Genomic DNA, 17,062 nt, shown 5'->3' with positions numbered 1-17,062 from the left:
TGAAGATTTTACTTTGTATGCTTGCCCTGCCGTTTGAGGTCCGATCTCGAGCCACTGTATAAGATCGTGTACACTTCTTCCATCTGGGACTTCCTGTTCATCTTCCCCTCTCCGTTATATAAATCCCTCAATGGCGGTTTTGTACTATTCGAAATAAAAAATAAATGATTAAGCGAAACAAATGCAATAAGCAATCCACAGGTTTGAATATGACCCTTCATAAACTGCACGGCCTTGAGCAAATGGTTTTTAACTGTATGGGGGGAAATGCATAATTGACAGGCAATTTCATCGCGGCTTAATCCCTGCTCGTGGCTAAGTCGGTACACTGCCTGCCGTCTTTCTGGCAGCCGCATACACGCAGCATCATACGTATTTTGGCTTTCCTTTTGCAGCAGACGGTCTTCTACATCTGTATGCCAGTCTTGCCCGGCTTTATTCCGTTTAACATAAATACGGCTCCTTTTTTCTTTCTCTACATGCTTATACGCCAAATGGGTGGTCACGGTATGCAGCCACCCGCCCATATTATAGGGCACGATCTTATTTCGATGTTGCCAAAGCCTCAAAAATGCTTCCTGCACGATATCTTCTGCGGATTGCTGATGCCTGGTCAAGTGCATTGCCGTGCGCATCAGGGTGTCGGAATAGGATTGCACTATACTGTTGAACGCCTTCTCATCGGCCACGGATGCATCATTCTCTAACATCGTTATCCCGGCAGTTTGAATTTCAGATCGGTTAGCATACTTCTTATAACGGCAAATTTCTTAAGCACCGCAGGATAGTTGGCATAGTTGGCGTTAAAGGCATCGGGGGTATTGGAAATCACCGCTTCCAGGTATGATTGTATATCTCTGGTCTTATCAGGAGTATAGACTTTATTATGATACAGGACCGAAGTAATAAAACCAAAATCTTCAAGGGTTTGGGACCCGTCAGATATTGCCGCAAGCTGTACAAAGTAGGGATCGAGGTAAGGTGATAATCCCCTGGAAATACTATAAAAATCAGTCTCCAGTAAGGCACTTTTAAGCACTTGCAGCTTTTGAGAAGCTACCCTGGTCAATATCGACAGCACATATTTTCCTTTTGCATCTGCGGTCATCGTGTCAGGATCGACAGATCTTATCGCTACGGTATTAAAACCTACGTGTGCATCCCTTATGATTGGGGTGCCTTGCGCTGGTGTGAATAAAGAATCTGTCAGGAATACACTGGGTAGAGGGGGAAGCACGGTGAGCAGTTCGTTTTTCAGCAGGTCCAGCATGCTTTTCACCCGTCGCTCCTTTGGCAGCAATGTGTACCTGGGATCATTGGATGCTCCTGTTGAAGGACTATAAGCTACCATGAGCGTTGTATAAAAGTATATAGGAATACCAGCGCTATCTCCCACCTGCCTTCTTGCCAGGGTGTCGTTATAAAATACCGGTATGCCTGTCGCCTGGTACAGTTCATAGACCGCGTGCCCGATCGGATCGTTGGGATCATCGTGCACCACCAGATAATTTTCGTCCTTATTGCTGGGCGTCGGCGCCGCTTCCTTTTTACTGCAGCTCCCCGACATAAACATCGCTGACAATAGACCGATGCACCAGATGTTATTTTTATAGTTGACCATTGAATTATGAATTATACGTTGCTAATGCTGTTAAGCCCATGGTTCTCCATTCATTGGATCAGCGGCCTTGCCGGCCTCGGCTCGTTTGTCAGAGTTCCCCTGTTGAATTGGATATCAAATGGGTGCAGGGGCACGACGTAAGCCGCAGCATCCTGTGAATAAGGCTTCAGTTCATAATAACCCTGTAAATAGCTTGCCAGCGAACTGTTGTAGGCATAAGAGTTATGCCGGATGGATTTGCTGAAAGGATATTGGTCGTTTACCCCGTAACGTCGCAGATCAAACCAACGGTGCCCTTCAAAACAAAGCTCGCGCCGCCGCTCATCCCGGACAAAATTAACCAGCGCCGCCCCCGCGGCGGGAGGAGAAGGAGGAGTTACCGCAAATCGTTTCTTCCTGAGTTCCTGCAACGTACCGATGGCCTCGCTATTGCGTCCAAGCACCGCAAGCGCTTCAGCTTTATTCAAATAAACTTCCGGCGCCCGGATCAGAAATATTTCAGAGACATTCCCCGACAGATCAAATCCCCGCACCTTTGCATAAAGCTGACCGGGTCTGTCTCCCTGATCAAAAAAGACGGATGGCCGCAAATCATCGGTCTCAAAACTTTGCAGCAGGTCGTCAGAAGCGCGATAGGTGTCGACGGTTGCGCTCAAATCGTGCGTGAACAGGCACGGACCAAACACGGGGTAAAGGTAGTTGATGGCATCCTCGCCCATGTTGAAAATGGTTTCCGGAGACGAAAGCTGTAGGAAATTATTAGCGAAATTAAAATTGTTCAGATTGCTGATCTGGTAGTTGTTGGCCAGTACCTTGTCAGCATAGGAAACAGCTTTTTCATACGCTTCCGTATAAAGATATATCCTGCTGAGCAAAGCTTGCGCAGCTGCCTGGTTGGCGCGGATCACGGATCCCTTATTGTATCCTTCCAGCTCTTTCTCGGCCTGTAACAGGTCATTGGTCATCTGATCATACACCTCCTGCACCGTAGCCCGGCTAAAAAACCCGGCCTCTATTGCAGGATCTGTTTTCAACGGTACGCCATAATCCGTCTTTGCGGTGGCTTTATTATAAGGCTTGCCGTACGTATTCACCAACAGAAAATAATACAATGCCCTTAAAAAATGGGCTTCCCCATCTACCCTTGTCAGAATGTCATCGGGCTCTCCTTTTTCCCGCATCAGCGGAACATTGAATATGACGGTATTTACTGTTGAAATACTTTTATACACCTTAGTAAAGATCGTGACCTGATTGTCCTCCTGGGTACCATCGCTGTAAATATAAGGGTTGGGTTGCCAGTTATAATATCCGCTGAAATAGGAAGTCTGGACAATATCTTCCGGCTGAAGCTCAGGTTTTGGATTTTCTTCCACATCGTCATCCATGATAAATAACATCTGCGTTCTTCCATTACCGTAAAAAGACGCCGTATACCCGCCCCCTATCAAAAGCTCATCCAGGTCCTGCGCGGTCGTTAAGAAATCATTGTTCTGGGACTGGGTTTTCAGGAACTTCTTGCAGGAGAAAGCCGGTAACATTAACAGGATGATCAAAAGGGATTTAGTTATTACTCGTTTCATAGCTTCATCATTAAAGACTCACATTAATATTAAATGAATACACCGGCCGTATAGACAAGTTGATATTGGGCGCGCTGCCGGACTGGGAAGGATCCTGCCCTCTCAATGCCTTATCGGCAATGGTAAACAAATTGGAGCCTGCCAGGCTAAGCGTGGCTGCTTTTAAACCAAGTTTATTACAAACCTCAGGGCTGCAATTGTAACTAAGACTTGCCGATTGTAATTTGATGTAATCGCCGCTGACCACCCTTATATCCGCATCATCATACATTTGGTAATAGTCACTGCCAAAGGGAACATAAAGGCCTTTTTCAGCCCACCAGGGTTTATTGTCTGTCCCATTTCCATTGACAGCAGGGATATTTGTTCTTGTCTCGTCCCCCGGATAACGCCACCGGTTGACAAATTCTTTGCGTAGATTCTCCTGTGATTTCGGTCGGTTAGAGCCATAATTGCCCGAAGCAATGCGGAGCAGACGTACTTTATTTCCGAGACTATAAGTGAACATAAAATTGAGCGACCAGCTCCGATAGCCAAAATAATTCGAAATACCCCCCTGCAGCACCGGTTCGCGCCGGCCAACAGGGACCAACACCTGTTTAAAAATATCGACCGCGCTCATTTTCGAATATTGCTCAAACAGCGCATCCCCGTTGTCAGGTTCTGCTCCATAAAATATAGGCTGCCCTGTATTATGGTCAAGGCCCTTGAACCGGTAAGCATAAAAAGTATTGACAGCCCTGCCGTTGATATTGGCCGATCCGCTTAAAAAATCCTGGTAAGTAACATTACCGGAACTTAAGAAGTTTTGGATACCGCCAACTACCCTATCATCTCCTTTTCTCAATATATTATCCAAAAGCTTATTGAAGACCTGACCTAATTGCGGGTCAATACGCCAAACAAATCCTCTTTTGTTTTTCGATCCCACATTGTTGATAGGCGTAAAATCGAAAGACAGCTCTACTCCCCTGTTTTCCAGTGTGCCGCCGTTTACAACATACTCCTCGATGCCATTGATGGAAGAAACCCCTTTCGTCAGGAAAGCATTGCTGGTTTTCTTCCAGAAAAATCCAATGGAGCCATTCAGTTTGCCATTTAACAGGGAAAAATCAACTGCTGCATTGTAGGAATCCGTTCTTTCCCATCTGAGACCAGGATTCGGGTAGTACGCAATGGTGGAACCAAATGCATTGTAATAGGTGTTCATATATCCTTTGTCGATGATGGTATAGGGTGTTTGATAAGGCAGCATATTGCCCTGGGTACCCCAGGAAAAACGCAGCGCTGCATCATTAACCCATCGCATGTTCTTCAAAACGTCCTTATGCATGTTCCATCTCGCCGACAAGCTCCAGGTGGGTAAGAACTTTTCGTTGCTGCGATCCCCAAAGGCATTGGAAAAATCACTTCGGGCGTTCGCGCTTACGACATAGCGGTCGTCATAAACATAGGTAGCAGTGGCGTATCCCGACACCAGGTTGGTTAGCCCCTCCGAGATAAGCATTCTACCGCCATTGGGTGCAGGTTGCTGTAACCACTGTCTGTAGGCAAAATAACGGGTGGGGTCAATATCAGTAAACCGAAGGCCTCTTTCAGGGTAATAGCCTCTCCGGCTTTGTTGAAATCCACTGTTTGCAGTGGACGACATTTCTCCTCCCAGGCTGGCCTGGAGAAGATGCTTTTTTGCTGCATCCACAAAATGGCTGTAATTGGCCTGTCCACGCAGATTATAGGCCTTTTGACGGTTGCCCTGCTGACGCAGCTCCCCGCCAAACGGGATCGCATCGACATCAAGGCCCCGGGTATCGTCGCCCGGATAAGTCCCTCTCTTCGAGTAAACCCAGTTTGTCTTCTCGTCAAACCAGGTACGTTGTTCCGTATTGCCCGCGGTATACGACAGAATGGCTTCTAATTGCAGATCGGGTATCAACTGGTAGTTCAGATTCGCCGTTGCGGTGTAGGTGTTCCCATCCAGTGTTGCACTGGAATGATTCATCTCGTTGAGCACATTAAATGTCGGTTTCTGGGCAAAATCCTGCTGGGCCCTTGGGTAAAAATAAAGGCTTCCATCTTCATTATACAGAGGTATGGCGCGGCTCGTGCCATACGCATAATTGAGGATGCCTATATCCGATGGAACATAACGCCGCGCGTTGTTGTTGACATTGATGCCGAACTGAGCTTTCAACCTTTTATAGTTGACATCGAATTTTACCTGGCCTGTATAGCGTTTATTGTACTCTCCTTTAATGACACCCTGTTCGTTCGTATAACCAATGGAAGCATAATATCGGCTGGTTTGCGTGCCTCCTGATATCCCCAGGCTATGGTTGGTGGCAAAAACATCGTTGGTAACGGCTTTAAACCAGTCGGTATTCAAAGTTTCAGCTTTGCTTACCCGTTTTTTGTACGTGTCAAAATCGATATTGCCATTATAATAATCGATGGTAGCTTTTTCATAGGCTTCAAAAGGCCCATAAAGCTTTTGATGTTTTTCTATCAGCTCACGCGACACATCTACCCGCTCCTGCGAATTCATCATGTACACTTCTTTGTCAGTATAACGGGGACGGCGGGTATAAGTGCCGCTCACCGAATAGGTCACCGCGGGAGGGCCTGGTTTGCCCCTTTTTGTGGTAACCACAATAACACCATTGGCAGCCCTTACCCCGTAAAGCGCTGTCGCAGCGGCATCCTTCAAAACATCGATCTGCTCGATATCGTTGGGATTTAATCCTGATATAGCATTGCCCACCAGGTTTACAAAGTCAAGATTATTGATATTTTTTGCATCCACCGGTATGGGATCGGCCTGAACAATGCCATCCACCACCCACAGCGGCTCGCGCGTGCCTAATATGGTAGATGTACCCCGTATGCGCAATTTGGGCGCGGCGCCCGGCTGACCGGAGTTTTGCATAAATATCATGCCGGGCACACGGCCTTCCAGCATTTTGTCGACAGTGGTAAGCCCGGGTTGCATGATGGAATCCATACGCAATGAAGTGACGGAGCCGGTTAGATATTTTTGCTCTATTTTCTGGTAGCCTGTGGAGATCGTAACTTCGTTCATGGAAGTTATTGCAGCCTCCATTGCTACATTAATAACAGAACGGCCTTTTACATGTACTGATTGCCTTTTATGATTCACATAAGAAAAAATAAGCTGGTCTTGCGCACCGGCCATAATCGTATATTCACCATCCTTGCTGGTGACGGCAGTTATGTTCTTGTCTTTCACCTGCACGGTAGCCCCATCAAGTGGCTGATGATCCGCGTTTGTGATCTTTCCACGAACAAAAGAAGGTAGTGAGTCACTGGACGCCGCCGCCGGAAGAGAGGCTTCCGCTGCGCCTTTTTTTTTCACAACGATAGTCCCTTCCACAACGCTGCAGGTCAGATCAGTACCTTTTAAACACAGATCCAGCGCTTGCTTCAAAGGCATATCCTTTACATTTAAGGTAATTTTCTTTGCACCGGTAATAATACTTTCAGAAACCACGATATTCAGTCCCGTTTGCGTCTGTATCGTCCGGAATATTTCCCGGAGCGGTTGATTTTTGGCTGATATCGTAACCCTGGGCTCATTATTCTGGGCGCCGGATGTAATAGCGCACAATAATAGCAATAGGGAAAAGAGGGAAACCAATCCTGGGCGTCTCTTCATATAAGCAGTGTGTTTTGGAGTAGAGAATACATTATTTCTCAGTCGGGCTTAGTCGCGGGCCCGGCTGGCTATTTGCTGGATTTCACAGTCAATTTTTTTCCGTTGATATTGAATTGAACGTCATTGGCCTGAAGTGCTTTTAACACGGCCGACAAACTACTGTTCCGGTTGATGATCGCGAAGAATCTTTCTTTGCTGACTACGCCTTCATACGCCACATCCACATCATACCACCGGGCAAGTTCGCGCAGAATGGTAGGCAGATCGGCGCTTTCAAAATGAAAGAACCTATCCCGCCATGCCATGACATCATCTACATTTACATTCCTGTTAACAGAAAGACTTCCAGTCACATCCGATATAGACTGTTCATTAGGAGATAAGATTACGGTCTTGCTATTCCTCGTTACTTTCACGCCCCCTTCCAGGACCGTGGTGGCGAAGTAAGGTTCGTCGCCGTATGCGTTGACGTTAAAATGAGTTCCGGTCACCGTTATCATCATATCATTGGCAGCTACGCGAAAAGGCTTTGATTTATCTTTTGCAACCTCGAAATAAGCCTCCCCGCTGACGGTCACCAGCCGTTCCGGGCCGCCGAAAACTATAGGGTAGGTAATGGAAGAAGCAGCATTCAGCCACACATTTGTTCCATCAGGCAATTCCAGCTCATATTGCCTGCCCCGAGGGACGGTAAGAGTGTGATATTCCATTTTACCGGCTGCACCCTTATATGTCAGAGAGCCTTTTTTGCTATCGACCGTTAATGCTCCCTTTTTCACAATGCTCCCATGCAGGCTGTCCAGATAGAGCTGCTGCCCATCAGGTAGTTTTAAAACGACCTTTCCCATGGCGGGCATCACCTCGGTGGCCGGTGGATGCACCGCTGTGCGCCGGGTACCAGCATCGTTCTTGTTTATAGTCCGGAGAAGCCCGCCCATACCCAATATAATAATAATAATAATAGCTGCAGCCGCCCAACCCCAACGAGGCATGGCATGGATACGACGAACGGGAGCTTGCAGATCAATTTCTCCTTCCGGACGATTATTGGAAAGGATATGCTCGATCATCGATGCCGTTTCTCTTTCTGAAAGAACATGCTGGCTGGTTTGCGCATCCCACATTTCCTGCAACCCGGGCTCTACATCGGACAGTAAGGTCTGCTCGTTAAGCAGTCCCGCCAATTCCCCTTTTTCTTCCAGGGTAATGGTATTCTCCATCCACCTCTTGATCAATCGCTTAATATGATCTTTCCTTTCCTCCATTGTTTAGGGAATTAGCCGTTTAATAAGTAAGACACCGGCTTCTCAAAAAAGGGGCTACCCGGCCGGAAGATTTTTTTAAAATAGCTTTCTCAACAAGAGGCCGGCTAATGCAATAACCACTTTTTGTTGAACGTATTTTGTTATGGACGCCTGGGCATACTGGAGGTACTTTTTTACGGTTTCCCTTGACAGACCCGTTTCCAGGGCAACTTCCTGGTACTTCTTGCCTTGAACCCGGCATAAAACCCACACTTTTTTTTGTTGATCTGGCAGCTGTTGTACAGCTTCTTCCACCAGGCCTATATAGGGGGTATAATCCTGGGCAGGGGTGTTCTCGGCCGTACTGGACGGTTGATCCTGAAGCCATTTTAGATGTCGCTTTTCCTCCCGCACCATATTCCTGATGGCATTCAAGGCATGGTTTCGGCTGGCTACATATAAATAGCGTCGAAAGTTATTGACCTGGCTAAGAGATTCCCGGGATAGCCACATTTGAGTAAATACGTCCTGTACAATCTCCTGGGTTCTTTCTTTTGACTTGGTAAATTTTAGAATATATGGCGCTAATAAAGGGGTAAACTGGTGGACCAACTGTCTGAAAGCCGCCTCATCGCCTTTTGCTATACGCTGAAGGATCTCGTTTTCCTCATATGGTGGATGAGTCGACAATAAATTATGCCTTAACAATTTAAATACAATAGTAAAGAAAAATCTTTCTAACTTTTATATTTAAAATATTTTATATATTTACACAGCTACCAGCCTCCTAGTCGATCTTCAGCACATCGACATCCCCGATATGGACCCCCTTTATAATATCCGGATTCCCCATATAACGGAGCTTCGCATCACCGAAGGCCGTGATCTTAATACGATCAGAAACATTCATACTGAATTCGGCTTCCCCGAAGGAGGTTATCTTGCCCGTCCTGCCGGTAATAGCCGTAGTGTTGATCCTCCCTTCTCCATAACAAGTAAAGTGCTGCTCGTCCGCTTTACCCGATTGGATCTCCAGGGTACTTTCACCATATATCACCGCACGCAGTTTCCGCACACGCATCTCGGTAAAAACGACGGTAGACGCTCCGTACACCCGTAGCGCAAATTTATTTGCAGTGAGCGGACTTTGACAAAGATGAGTCTCTGCCCCCCGTAAAGAAAGCGTCTTCAGCGCCCTGTAAGTAACAGTAGCAACGACGGCATGGTTAGGGTAGAGCCCCTTATTGTTATACGACTTGTCATTATACGGAATATCTTTGGCCCCTTCCAGGTAAATACGCAACGTGCCTCCATGTACTTCTATATGCAGTTTACTGCTGTCTACCAGCAGTCTATTCACAGTCACGCTTTCCGTCTCACCCTGTTCGAAAACAACCTTTATGTAAGGGCTTATGATCACCTTATTGAAATGGTCAACAGATATGGTTTGGGCGCCGGCGGCAAGAGTCGCCGCAAAAAGGAAGGTGATAACAAATAAGGTTTTCAATAGTCGCATAAAATGTGTTTAACACATCATACGGGCCAACAACAGTTTTGTTACAGGCCTTCCGCATAAATCTCCAACTTTGATCAAAAACATGGTCCAAATAGATAATTTAATTTTCGAAATATTCTATACCTTCGCCTCCTCGTTCTTTACTTTATTGTAAGTTTTCAGGTGAGCATGTACTGTCTGTCAGGCATGCTCTTAAAAAGGAACCGTGTGCGAATCACGGACTGTTGCGCAACTGTAATGTCCTCCCTACGAGGATGAAGTCAGATACTTGCCTGCAAAACCAGACAAATGCTTTCGCAGTTTAAAGCAGAAGTCAGGAATACTATCCCACAGGATAGTTATATCCTCTCTTACTTAAATTCCGGAAGCATACTCATAAACGTAAAGGCATTAATTCATTTTAATGTTTAACCTAAAAGTTTTTGTGTATGCTGACAAACAATTTAGGCTACCCCCGCGTGGGCGCCAATCGTGAGCTCAAAAAAGCCTGTGAACAGTATTGGGCAGGCCAGATCACCCGCCAGCAATTATTCGTTGTAGCCAAACACCTGCGTGAGCAGCATTGGCGATTACAGCAGGACGCCGGATTCGATCTCATACCCTGTAATGACTTCAGCTTTTATGACCAGGTGCTGGACATGTCTCTCCTGCTGGGCGTGATTCCGGACCGCTATGCCCCGGTAGTCACCGATGTCAATGGCAATGCGGAGATCGACCTGTATTTCGCCATGGCAAGAGGCTATCAGAAAGATGGTCTTGACATCATCGCAATGGAGATGACCAAATGGTTCGACACCAACTACCACTACATCGTACCCGAATTCACCGCAAAGCAGAAATTTAAAATTTTCTCCAACAAGCTTTTCAACGATGTCAGCGCCGCAAAGGGCGTCCTTGTTAAAATCCCTAAGCCTGTGCTCATCGGGCCGGTGTCTTATTTGCTCCTGGGGAAAGAAAAGCAACCGGGCTTCCACCGCATCAGCCTGATCAAACAGCTGGTACCCGTGTACATCGACATCCTGAACAAGCTCAATGATGACTACCTGACAGAATGGGTACAGATGGACGAACCCTTTCTTTGCCTTGACCTGACCGAAGAGGAAAAGCAGGCCTTTACCTTTGCCTATACGGAGATCAGGAACAAATGCCCCCATATCAAGGTACTCCTCGCCACCTATTTCGAAACCCTCGGTGACAACACCGCCCTGGCTAAAAACCTTCCCGTCTGTGCCCTGCATATCGACCTTGTACGTGCGCCGCAGCAACTGGATGATGTACTGAAGGACCTCCCCGCCAAACTGACCCTATCCCTGGGCGTCGTAGATGGCCGGAACATCTGGAAGAACGACTACAATAAAAGTCTGACACATATCAATAAAACCATCGAAAAACTGGGGACCGGCCGCGTCTTCATCGCCCCCAGCTGCTCCCTATTGCATACCCCTTTCGACCTGGAGCCTGAAACAGCCATTGCCCCCCAGGTCCGCAACTGGATGGCCTTTGCAAAACAAAAGCTGAAGGAGATAGCCCACCTGAAACAAATTGTCGAAGGCAACAAAGACCCGCTCGCCGAAAACCAAAAAGCCATCGAAAGCCGTCGCATCTCGACCCTCATTCATAAGATGTCGGTAAAAGACCGTGTCGGAGCCATTAAAGAAAGCGATGCCCGCCGCAACAGCCCCTTTCCCGCCCGGCAAACCACCCAGCAAAAGAAATTCGGACTGCCCCTCTTCCCCACCACGACGATCGGGTCTTTCCCCCAGACGGAGGAGATCAGGCAATTGCGTGCACGACTGAAAAAAGGCGAGCTTACGCCGCAACAGTACGACACCGCCATCGAAAAAGCCACTATCGATGTCATCCGCTGGCAGGAAGAAATAGGCATCGACGTACTGGTACATGGCGAATTTGAGCGTAATGATATGGTGGAGTATTTTGGCCAGCAGCTGGATGGATTTCTCTTTTCAAAAAATGGCTGGGTGCAAAGCTATGGCAGCCGTTGTGTAAAGCCGCCCGTCATTTATGGCGACGTCAGCCGCCCCACTGACATGACAGTGCGCTGGAGCCATTTTGCCCAACAGCAAACCAAACAGCTGATGAAAGGTATGCTCACAGGTCCTGTCACCATCCTGCAATGGTCCTTTGTACGGGATGATCAGCCCCGATCGATGACAGCTAACCAGATCGCGCTCGCTATCCGGGATGAAGTGGTGGCACTTGAAAAGGCAGGCATCCGGGTGATACAGATTGACGAGCCGGCCATCCGCGAGGGCCTTCCACTGCGTAAAAAAGATTGGCCGGCTTACCTGGACTGGGCCGTCAAAGCCTTCCGTATCTCCGCCAGCGGCGTAAAAGATGAGACACAGATCCATACACATATGTGCTATAGTGAATTCAACGACATTATCGAGCACATTGCCGCGATGGATGCCGATGTCATCACCATCGAAACGTCCCGCTCCCAAATGGAGCTGCTGGAAGCCTTCGCGGGATTTAAATACCCCAACGAGATCGGCCCCGGCGTCTACGACATCCACTCTCCGCGTGTGCCGACTACCGAAGAAATGGAAGCCCTGCTGGAAAAAGCTTCGCTCCTGCTGCCGGCACGCAACCTTTGGGTCAACCCGGACTGCGGCCTAAAAACAAGAAAATGGCCGGAAACCAAACAGGCGCTGATCAACATGGTACAGGCAGCGGCAGCTTTAAGGAAAAAGATACATCAGCCCCAATTGTCCTGATCATACAATAAAACATGCAAGGGAAACCCGCTACAGCGTAATAGCGGGTTTCCCTTTATAGTCCCCTAACGCAGCAGCATAAGTGATCCACTAAATTTTAGCACCGAAAAATTTAGCAAATCTTAGCCCGGAACTATTTCATATCTTAATTCATCGCTCCTTCCCTTTTCGGCCCTTCTGTTTAATTATAAAGAATAAAACGCTAACGATCATGACTACCATAACAAACCTACCTGTGAAGTATGTAGCATTATTCTCGCTGCTGATATTGGCAAAACTTTCCCCGGCACAGATCACCTGGCCCCAGGGACAGCTCCTGCCTTCATTCCCTGCGCGGGCAAATAACCAGGACCTCTTTTACCTCAATGAACAGTCATGGCGTTGGGAGGCCGAAGGCCCCTCCATTGGACATAAAACAGGGCATTTGGACACGGATGGCTGGCTTTGTCAGACAGGCATCGATGCGGCAAATGACCATATGGTCTATGGCCCCTATGACACCAGCTTGACAGCAGGATGGTACGTCGCCGAGTTCAGGATGAAAATTGATAACAACACCGCGAATAACGATTCCGTCGCAGACATCGATGTCAGAGACGCCGCCACCGGAGCAACCCTTGCCTATCAGGCAATCACCCGTCAGCAATTTCCGATAGCCGCGAACTATACAAGCTTTACTTTGCCATTCACCATGCCTGTTAGTCATCACGCCATCGAATTGCGGGTTTATTGGCGGGGAAGAGCCTATATTAAAGTAGACTATGTTGCCGCCCGCCAGGACAATACAGCCGAAATGTACTTGTTTTCCTCACTGAAAGGCATCGTCAACAGGACTCAGCCGCGTATGTTCTCCTATGAAGGGGACGCCTTTGCGGAAGGGCCTTACGCCTGGATGCAGTCATTAGGCCTGACGTGGACAGAACATGCAGACAACTGGGAGCTCCTCACGAAGTACCGCAGCGAAATAGCCGGCCTCATCGTCTACGATCCCGCCCAGTCGCACACGGTCAATCTGGCCACCATGCTTGCAAAAGATAAGAAGGCGGTCATAGCCTCACCCTCCTTGTTATCACGACTGACGGCAGCCCCTTACAATCTTCCGATCCTCACAGACCTGCGTGGGCAATTTAGCAGCAAGCTACAGGTGTACCAGACCTTGTTCAATACCTATTGGCCAACCATGGATCACAGGATGCTCATCGGGTTGAGCCCCGAAGCCCATCGGGCCGGTTTACGCGAATATGCCGCCGCCCTGGGCGCCGCCGTGATCTGGCTGGACCCCAATGTATCGGCTGAAAGCACGCTATTGAACAGCTTTTTATCTTCTATGCCCGCGGGCGCAGTATTCACAGGCTGGTGGCCCGAAGAAGGCGCAGGCATCACCAGGGCGTCCAGCTACGGCATCGCAACAGTGGCCAGTGATTATTGTTCCAACCTGACGGTTCACAGCGGTACTTCCAGGACCGTAACGCCTAAACCCATGCCGGCTAAGCCCGCTTTGCAAAACAAGATCTATGTTGCCTTTATACTCAGCGATGGCGACAACTTACAATATGTGGAACACCTGATGCGCAAGCTTTGGAACAATCCTGATCGCGGTTCCGTACCGATGGGATGGACCCTCTCTCCGGCAATGCTGGATGCAATGCCCGGCGCTTTAAATTACTATCATCAGACCTCCACCGACAATGACAACCTGATCTCTGGTCCATCAGGATATGGGTATGCCTATCCCAATAACTTCCCCAATCAAACGCTCCTGAACCAGTTTGTCACGAAATCCGAAGACTACAACAAAAGAGCCGGGTTCCGGGTAGTGACCATTTGGAACACCATCACAGGCGGTATTAACCAGAACGTCGGTGAAAGCTATGCCGACTACGCCCCCTCATTATTAGGATTGACGGCCCAGAACACAGGTGGACCGCTTACCATCTACAAACAAAGCCTCCCCGGAATGCCGCTTTCCTGCAATTACTGCACAGGGGAACAGGCAATGAAAGATGCCATTGCTGCCGCATCCTCAGGATGGAATGGGTCGACACCCAGGTTCATCATCATCCAGGCGCAGCCATGGACAGACGTAAAACCCACCAATTTCAGGAACGTGATGAATTCGCTGGATGCAAATCACATCGTCGTACGCCCGGATCATATTTTTCAATTAATGCGGGAAGCAAATGGTCTTCCCATTGACCCGGCCCCTCAAGGCATCGATATCACCGACCTGGGTGGCCCCATCAGCGCCCAATACCAGACAGGCTCTCCGGCAGGCGAAGCATATACCAATCTCATCGACAACAATGTCAACAGCAAATACCTGACGTTTAATCCCTCCGGCTGGATACAATACCAGGCGCCGTCAAGCTACATAGTAAAAGGTTATACGATCTCCTCAGCCAACGACTTTCCCGAGCGGGATCCCCTGAACTGGACTTTGCAGGGGTCGGCAAACGGAAGTAGCTGGACCACCATTGACACGCGCGTTAATGAAGATTTTCCAGGCCGCCTGCAAAAAAGGATTTTCAAATTCAATAATACGTCGGCATACCAGTACTATCGGCTCAACCTGTCCAATAACAGCGGAAACATATTACAGCTGGCAGAGATTGAATTGTTTGGCGATCCTTCATCCGCCGCGTCAATTGCCATGGTGAAAAACCTGGGAGATTCAGTCAGCCTGGAGGAGAAAAAGGGAATTTCCCTGTATCCAAATCCAGTCTCTTCCATAGTGCACGTCCGTGGATTAAAAGATGCTGCCCACCTGGAAGTGTATAATAACCTTGGCCAGTGTAAGCTAAAAGGATCGGGGAGATCAATGGACGTCAGTAGTCTGGAGCCGGGTGTATATTTCCTGAAAATCAGCGCAGGTGAAAAAACCGGCGTCTACAAGTTCATTAAAAAAACTTGAGTCCGGCCTATTCATTTCGCAACACCACCGTACTCATACATCGAATATCATTAACATTCACCGTCTTCAACGGTTCCAGGAAGGATAATCCGTTCTTTCGCATGACGTCCGCCAGTAAAGTCCTGGTCAGCAGAAATCGACGGGAACCATCAGGTATGTCATACACTCCGTCCCCTGCCTGCAGCACTTTATCTTCAATACCTATGTCTGATGTCATTCGGATGAATAACGAGCCGGAAGGTTTTAAAACACGCACCATCTCCGAGATCATCTGCCGGAAATGTTCGGTATCCTTTGCAAAATGTAATACCGCACTGCTGATAATGTGGTCGAATTGATCATTCTCGAAGGGTAACTTTTCTACTGCCGACTGACGGAATCGCGTTGCTACCGCCGCCCACCGGCCCTGCAGATCATGAATAGCCCCGGCATCCTGGTCTACGCCGTATATCGCGACATTGTTCCGGAGGAACCAATGCAGGTTCCTGCCGTATCCACAACCCGCATCCAGGATGACGTCATTCGCTTTATATCGTCCTTTCATGATCTGATCCACCAGGTATATATCCGTGGACCCTATTACTTCTTCTATCGAATCCAAATTGATCCATTTTTTATTGATGAACCCTGAGTCATTATCGCATCTTCTTTCAGCCATACTACCTGCGATATTGATCGTCGCTTACTTTCTCCATCCATTCGACCGCTTTGCCATTCAGCTGCTCCTGTATAGCGAAATGTGTCATTGCCGTGACAGGTGTGGCGCCATGCCAATGCTTCTCACCGGGCGGGATCCAAACCACATCACCGGGATGGACTTCCTCGATCGAACTACCCTCCCGCTGAACCCAACCACAACCCGCCGTGATAATCAAGGTTTGCCCCAGCGGATGAGTGTGCCAGGCCGTACGGGCGCCTGGTTCAAAAGTAACGCTGGCCCCGCCTACCCTTGCCGGATCGCTCGCCTGGAACAGGGGATCTATGCGCACCGTACCGCTAAACCATTCGGCAGGGCCCTTACCTGAAGGCTGCGAGCCAACTCTTTTTATTTCCATACCTGATAATTTTATCCAACAGAAAAGGACTGATCAGCTGGGACTCTGACTATTCCACCAATATCTTTTTCGCCGCCTCCGCACTTAAATACACTTCTCTTTTCCCTTTGACCTCTACCAGCAAGGATTTATCGAAATCCTGGATCTCCTTCACGATAAGACTGTCGGCCAACGCGATCCCCTGCTTGTCCAGGTACTTCAGGAACGAAGCCGTATTATCCGCCACTTTCACCACCTTCATTTTCTTGCCGGTCTCGATCTCTGATAAATTTTTACATTTTTGATTCGGTATCCTGCCGTTCTTATCAGGGATGGGATCCCCATGAGGATCAAAGCTCGGGTTGCCTAAGAATGTGGTCAGCTCGTCTAATAATTTGTCTGATTGAATATGCTCTAGTTGTTCGGCCACCTCATGTACCTCATCCCAGGTGAAATTCAAATGCTCGACTAAAAAAGTCTCCCACAGTCGATGCTTGCGAATGACTTTTATCGCAGCCTTCAATCCTTCCTTGGTCAATTTTGCCCCGCTGGCCCGGTTATATTCAATCAGCTTCTTCTCGGCCAGCTTACGCAACATCTCAGTTACCGAGGCGGGATTGATACCAAGCTTTTCAGCGATCAGCTGGTTACCAACCCTGCCTTCTGCAGGATAGGTCACTGAAAAAATAGCCTTGAGATAGTTCTCCTCTGTAACTGAGATCGTCATAGTTCTTGCAAAAATAAC

Annotated in this window: 12 protein-coding genes and 1 riboswitch; of the genes, 2 read left to right on the top strand and 10 right to left on the bottom strand. The window is 48.2% G+C overall.

Annotated elements, in window-relative coordinates:
* Nucleotides 1-8 precede the first annotated feature (8 nt).
* From Q4E93_RS15280 to Q4E93_RS15250, 7 genes are all read right to left on the bottom strand, one after another.
* Entirely contained in the window at nt 9-710 is a 702-nt protein-coding gene (locus Q4E93_RS15280) for an RNA polymerase sigma factor (protein WP_303586606.1), read from the bottom strand.
* A 2-nt stretch (nt 711-712) separates the two neighbouring features.
* On the bottom strand, nt 713-1,621 hold the full coding sequence (locus tag Q4E93_RS15275; RefSeq protein WP_303586604.1) for a hypothetical protein: 909 nt from the start codon (nt 1,619-1,621) through the stop codon (nt 713-715).
* A gap of 50 nt (nt 1,622-1,671) precedes the next feature.
* Entirely contained in the window at nt 1,672-3,204 is a 1,533-nt protein-coding gene (locus tag Q4E93_RS15270) for a RagB/SusD family nutrient uptake outer membrane protein (protein ID WP_303586602.1), read from the bottom strand.
* 10 nt (nt 3,205-3,214) lie between these two features.
* Complete coding sequence (locus tag Q4E93_RS15265; protein WP_303586601.1) at nt 3,215-6,874, bottom strand: SusC/RagA family TonB-linked outer membrane protein; 3,660 nt, start codon at nt 6,872-6,874, stop codon at nt 3,215-3,217.
* 68 nt (nt 6,875-6,942) lie between these two features.
* Nucleotides 6,943-8,139 carry a FecR family protein gene (locus Q4E93_RS15260; RefSeq protein WP_303586599.1) on the bottom strand — a complete coding sequence of 399 codons (1,197 nt, stop codon included), beginning with the start codon at nt 8,137-8,139 and terminating at the stop codon, nt 6,943-6,945.
* A 75-nt stretch (nt 8,140-8,214) separates the two neighbouring features.
* Nucleotides 8,215-8,808, bottom strand: coding sequence for an RNA polymerase sigma factor (locus Q4E93_RS15255; RefSeq protein WP_303586597.1), 594 nt, complete (start codon nt 8,806-8,808; stop codon nt 8,215-8,217).
* A 97-nt stretch (nt 8,809-8,905) separates the two neighbouring features.
* Nucleotides 8,906-9,634 carry a head GIN domain-containing protein gene (locus Q4E93_RS15250; RefSeq protein WP_303586596.1) on the bottom strand — a complete coding sequence of 243 codons (729 nt, stop codon included), beginning with the start codon at nt 9,632-9,634 and terminating at the stop codon, nt 8,906-8,908.
* A 143-nt stretch (nt 9,635-9,777) separates the two neighbouring features.
* Nucleotides 9,778-9,924, top strand: a riboswitch (cobalamin riboswitch).
* A 138-nt stretch (nt 9,925-10,062) separates the two neighbouring features.
* Here Q4E93_RS15250 and metE point away from each other — a divergent pair.
* Nucleotides 10,063-12,372: a 5-methyltetrahydropteroyltriglutamate--homocysteine S-methyltransferase gene (gene metE / locus Q4E93_RS15245; RefSeq protein WP_303586594.1), complete on the top strand. Its 2,310-nt coding sequence runs from the start codon at nt 10,063-10,065 to the stop codon at nt 12,370-12,372.
* Between the two features lie 211 nt (nt 12,373-12,583).
* Nucleotides 12,584-15,283: a T9SS type A sorting domain-containing protein gene (locus tag Q4E93_RS15240; protein ID WP_303586593.1), complete on the top strand. Its 2,700-nt coding sequence runs from the start codon at nt 12,584-12,586 to the stop codon at nt 15,281-15,283.
* A gap of 7 nt (nt 15,284-15,290) precedes the next feature.
* Here Q4E93_RS15240 and Q4E93_RS15235 read toward each other — a convergent pair whose 3' ends face one another.
* From Q4E93_RS15235 to Q4E93_RS15225, 3 genes are read right to left on the bottom strand one after another with little or no spacing between them, the layout of a single operon-like run.
* A complete protein-coding gene (locus Q4E93_RS15235; protein ID WP_303586592.1) occupies nt 15,291-15,941 on the bottom strand; it encodes a class I SAM-dependent methyltransferase in 651 nt (216 codons plus the stop codon).
* A gap of 1 nt (nt 15,942) precedes the next feature.
* Entirely contained in the window at nt 15,943-16,338 is a 396-nt protein-coding gene (locus tag Q4E93_RS15230; RefSeq protein WP_303586590.1) for a (R)-mandelonitrile lyase, read from the bottom strand.
* A gap of 49 nt (nt 16,339-16,387) precedes the next feature.
* The gene (locus Q4E93_RS15225; protein WP_303586588.1) at nt 16,388-17,044 is read right to left on the bottom strand and encodes a metal-dependent transcriptional regulator; all 657 of its coding nucleotides are present in this window, start codon (nt 17,042-17,044) and stop codon (nt 16,388-16,390) included.
* Nucleotides 17,045-17,062: the final 18 nt, after the last annotated feature.

It is taken from the genome of Flavitalea plasmicola, from assembly GCF_030546645.1.
Classification (GTDB): Bacteria; Bacteroidota; Bacteroidia; order Chitinophagales; family Chitinophagaceae; genus Puia.
The sequence above is the reverse complement of the archived record's forward strand: the minus strand, read 5'-3'. Positions and strand labels throughout refer to the sequence as shown.

What these genes read in the sequence shown, in the direction of transcription:
- Q4E93_RS15280 (WP_303586606.1), bottom strand. Translation starts at nt 710, where the DNA reads ATGTTAGAGAATGATGCATCCGTGGCCGATGAGAAGGCGTTCAACAGT.
- Q4E93_RS15275 (WP_303586604.1), bottom strand. Translation starts at nt 1,621, where the DNA reads ATGGTCAACTATAAAAATAACATCTGGTGCATCGGTCTATTGTCAGCG.
- Q4E93_RS15270 (WP_303586602.1), bottom strand. Translation starts at nt 3,204, where the DNA reads ATGAAACGAGTAATAACTAAATCCCTTTTGATCATCCTGTTAATGTTA.
- Q4E93_RS15265 (WP_303586601.1), bottom strand. Translation starts at nt 6,874, where the DNA reads ATGAAGAGACGCCCAGGATTGGTTTCCCTCTTTTCCCTATTGCTATTA.
- Q4E93_RS15260 (WP_303586599.1), bottom strand. Translation starts at nt 8,139, where the DNA reads ATGGAGGAAAGGAAAGATCATATTAAGCGATTGATCAAGAGGTGGATG.
- Q4E93_RS15250 (WP_303586596.1), bottom strand. Translation starts at nt 9,634, where the DNA reads ATGCGACTATTGAAAACCTTATTTGTTATCACCTTCCTTTTTGCGGCG.
- metE (WP_303586594.1), top strand. Translation starts at nt 10,063, where the DNA reads ATGCTGACAAACAATTTAGGCTACCCCCGCGTGGGCGCCAATCGTGAG.
- Q4E93_RS15240 (WP_303586593.1), top strand. Translation starts at nt 12,584, where the DNA reads ATGACTACCATAACAAACCTACCTGTGAAGTATGTAGCATTATTCTCG.
- Q4E93_RS15235 (WP_303586592.1), bottom strand. Translation starts at nt 15,941, where the DNA reads ATGGCTGAAAGAAGATGCGATAATGACTCAGGGTTCATCAATAAAAAA.
- Q4E93_RS15230 (WP_303586590.1), bottom strand. Translation starts at nt 16,338, where the DNA reads ATGGAAATAAAAAGAGTTGGCTCGCAGCCTTCAGGTAAGGGCCCTGCC.
- Q4E93_RS15225 (WP_303586588.1), bottom strand. Translation starts at nt 17,044, where the DNA reads ATGACGATCTCAGTTACAGAGGAGAACTATCTCAAGGCTATTTTTTCA.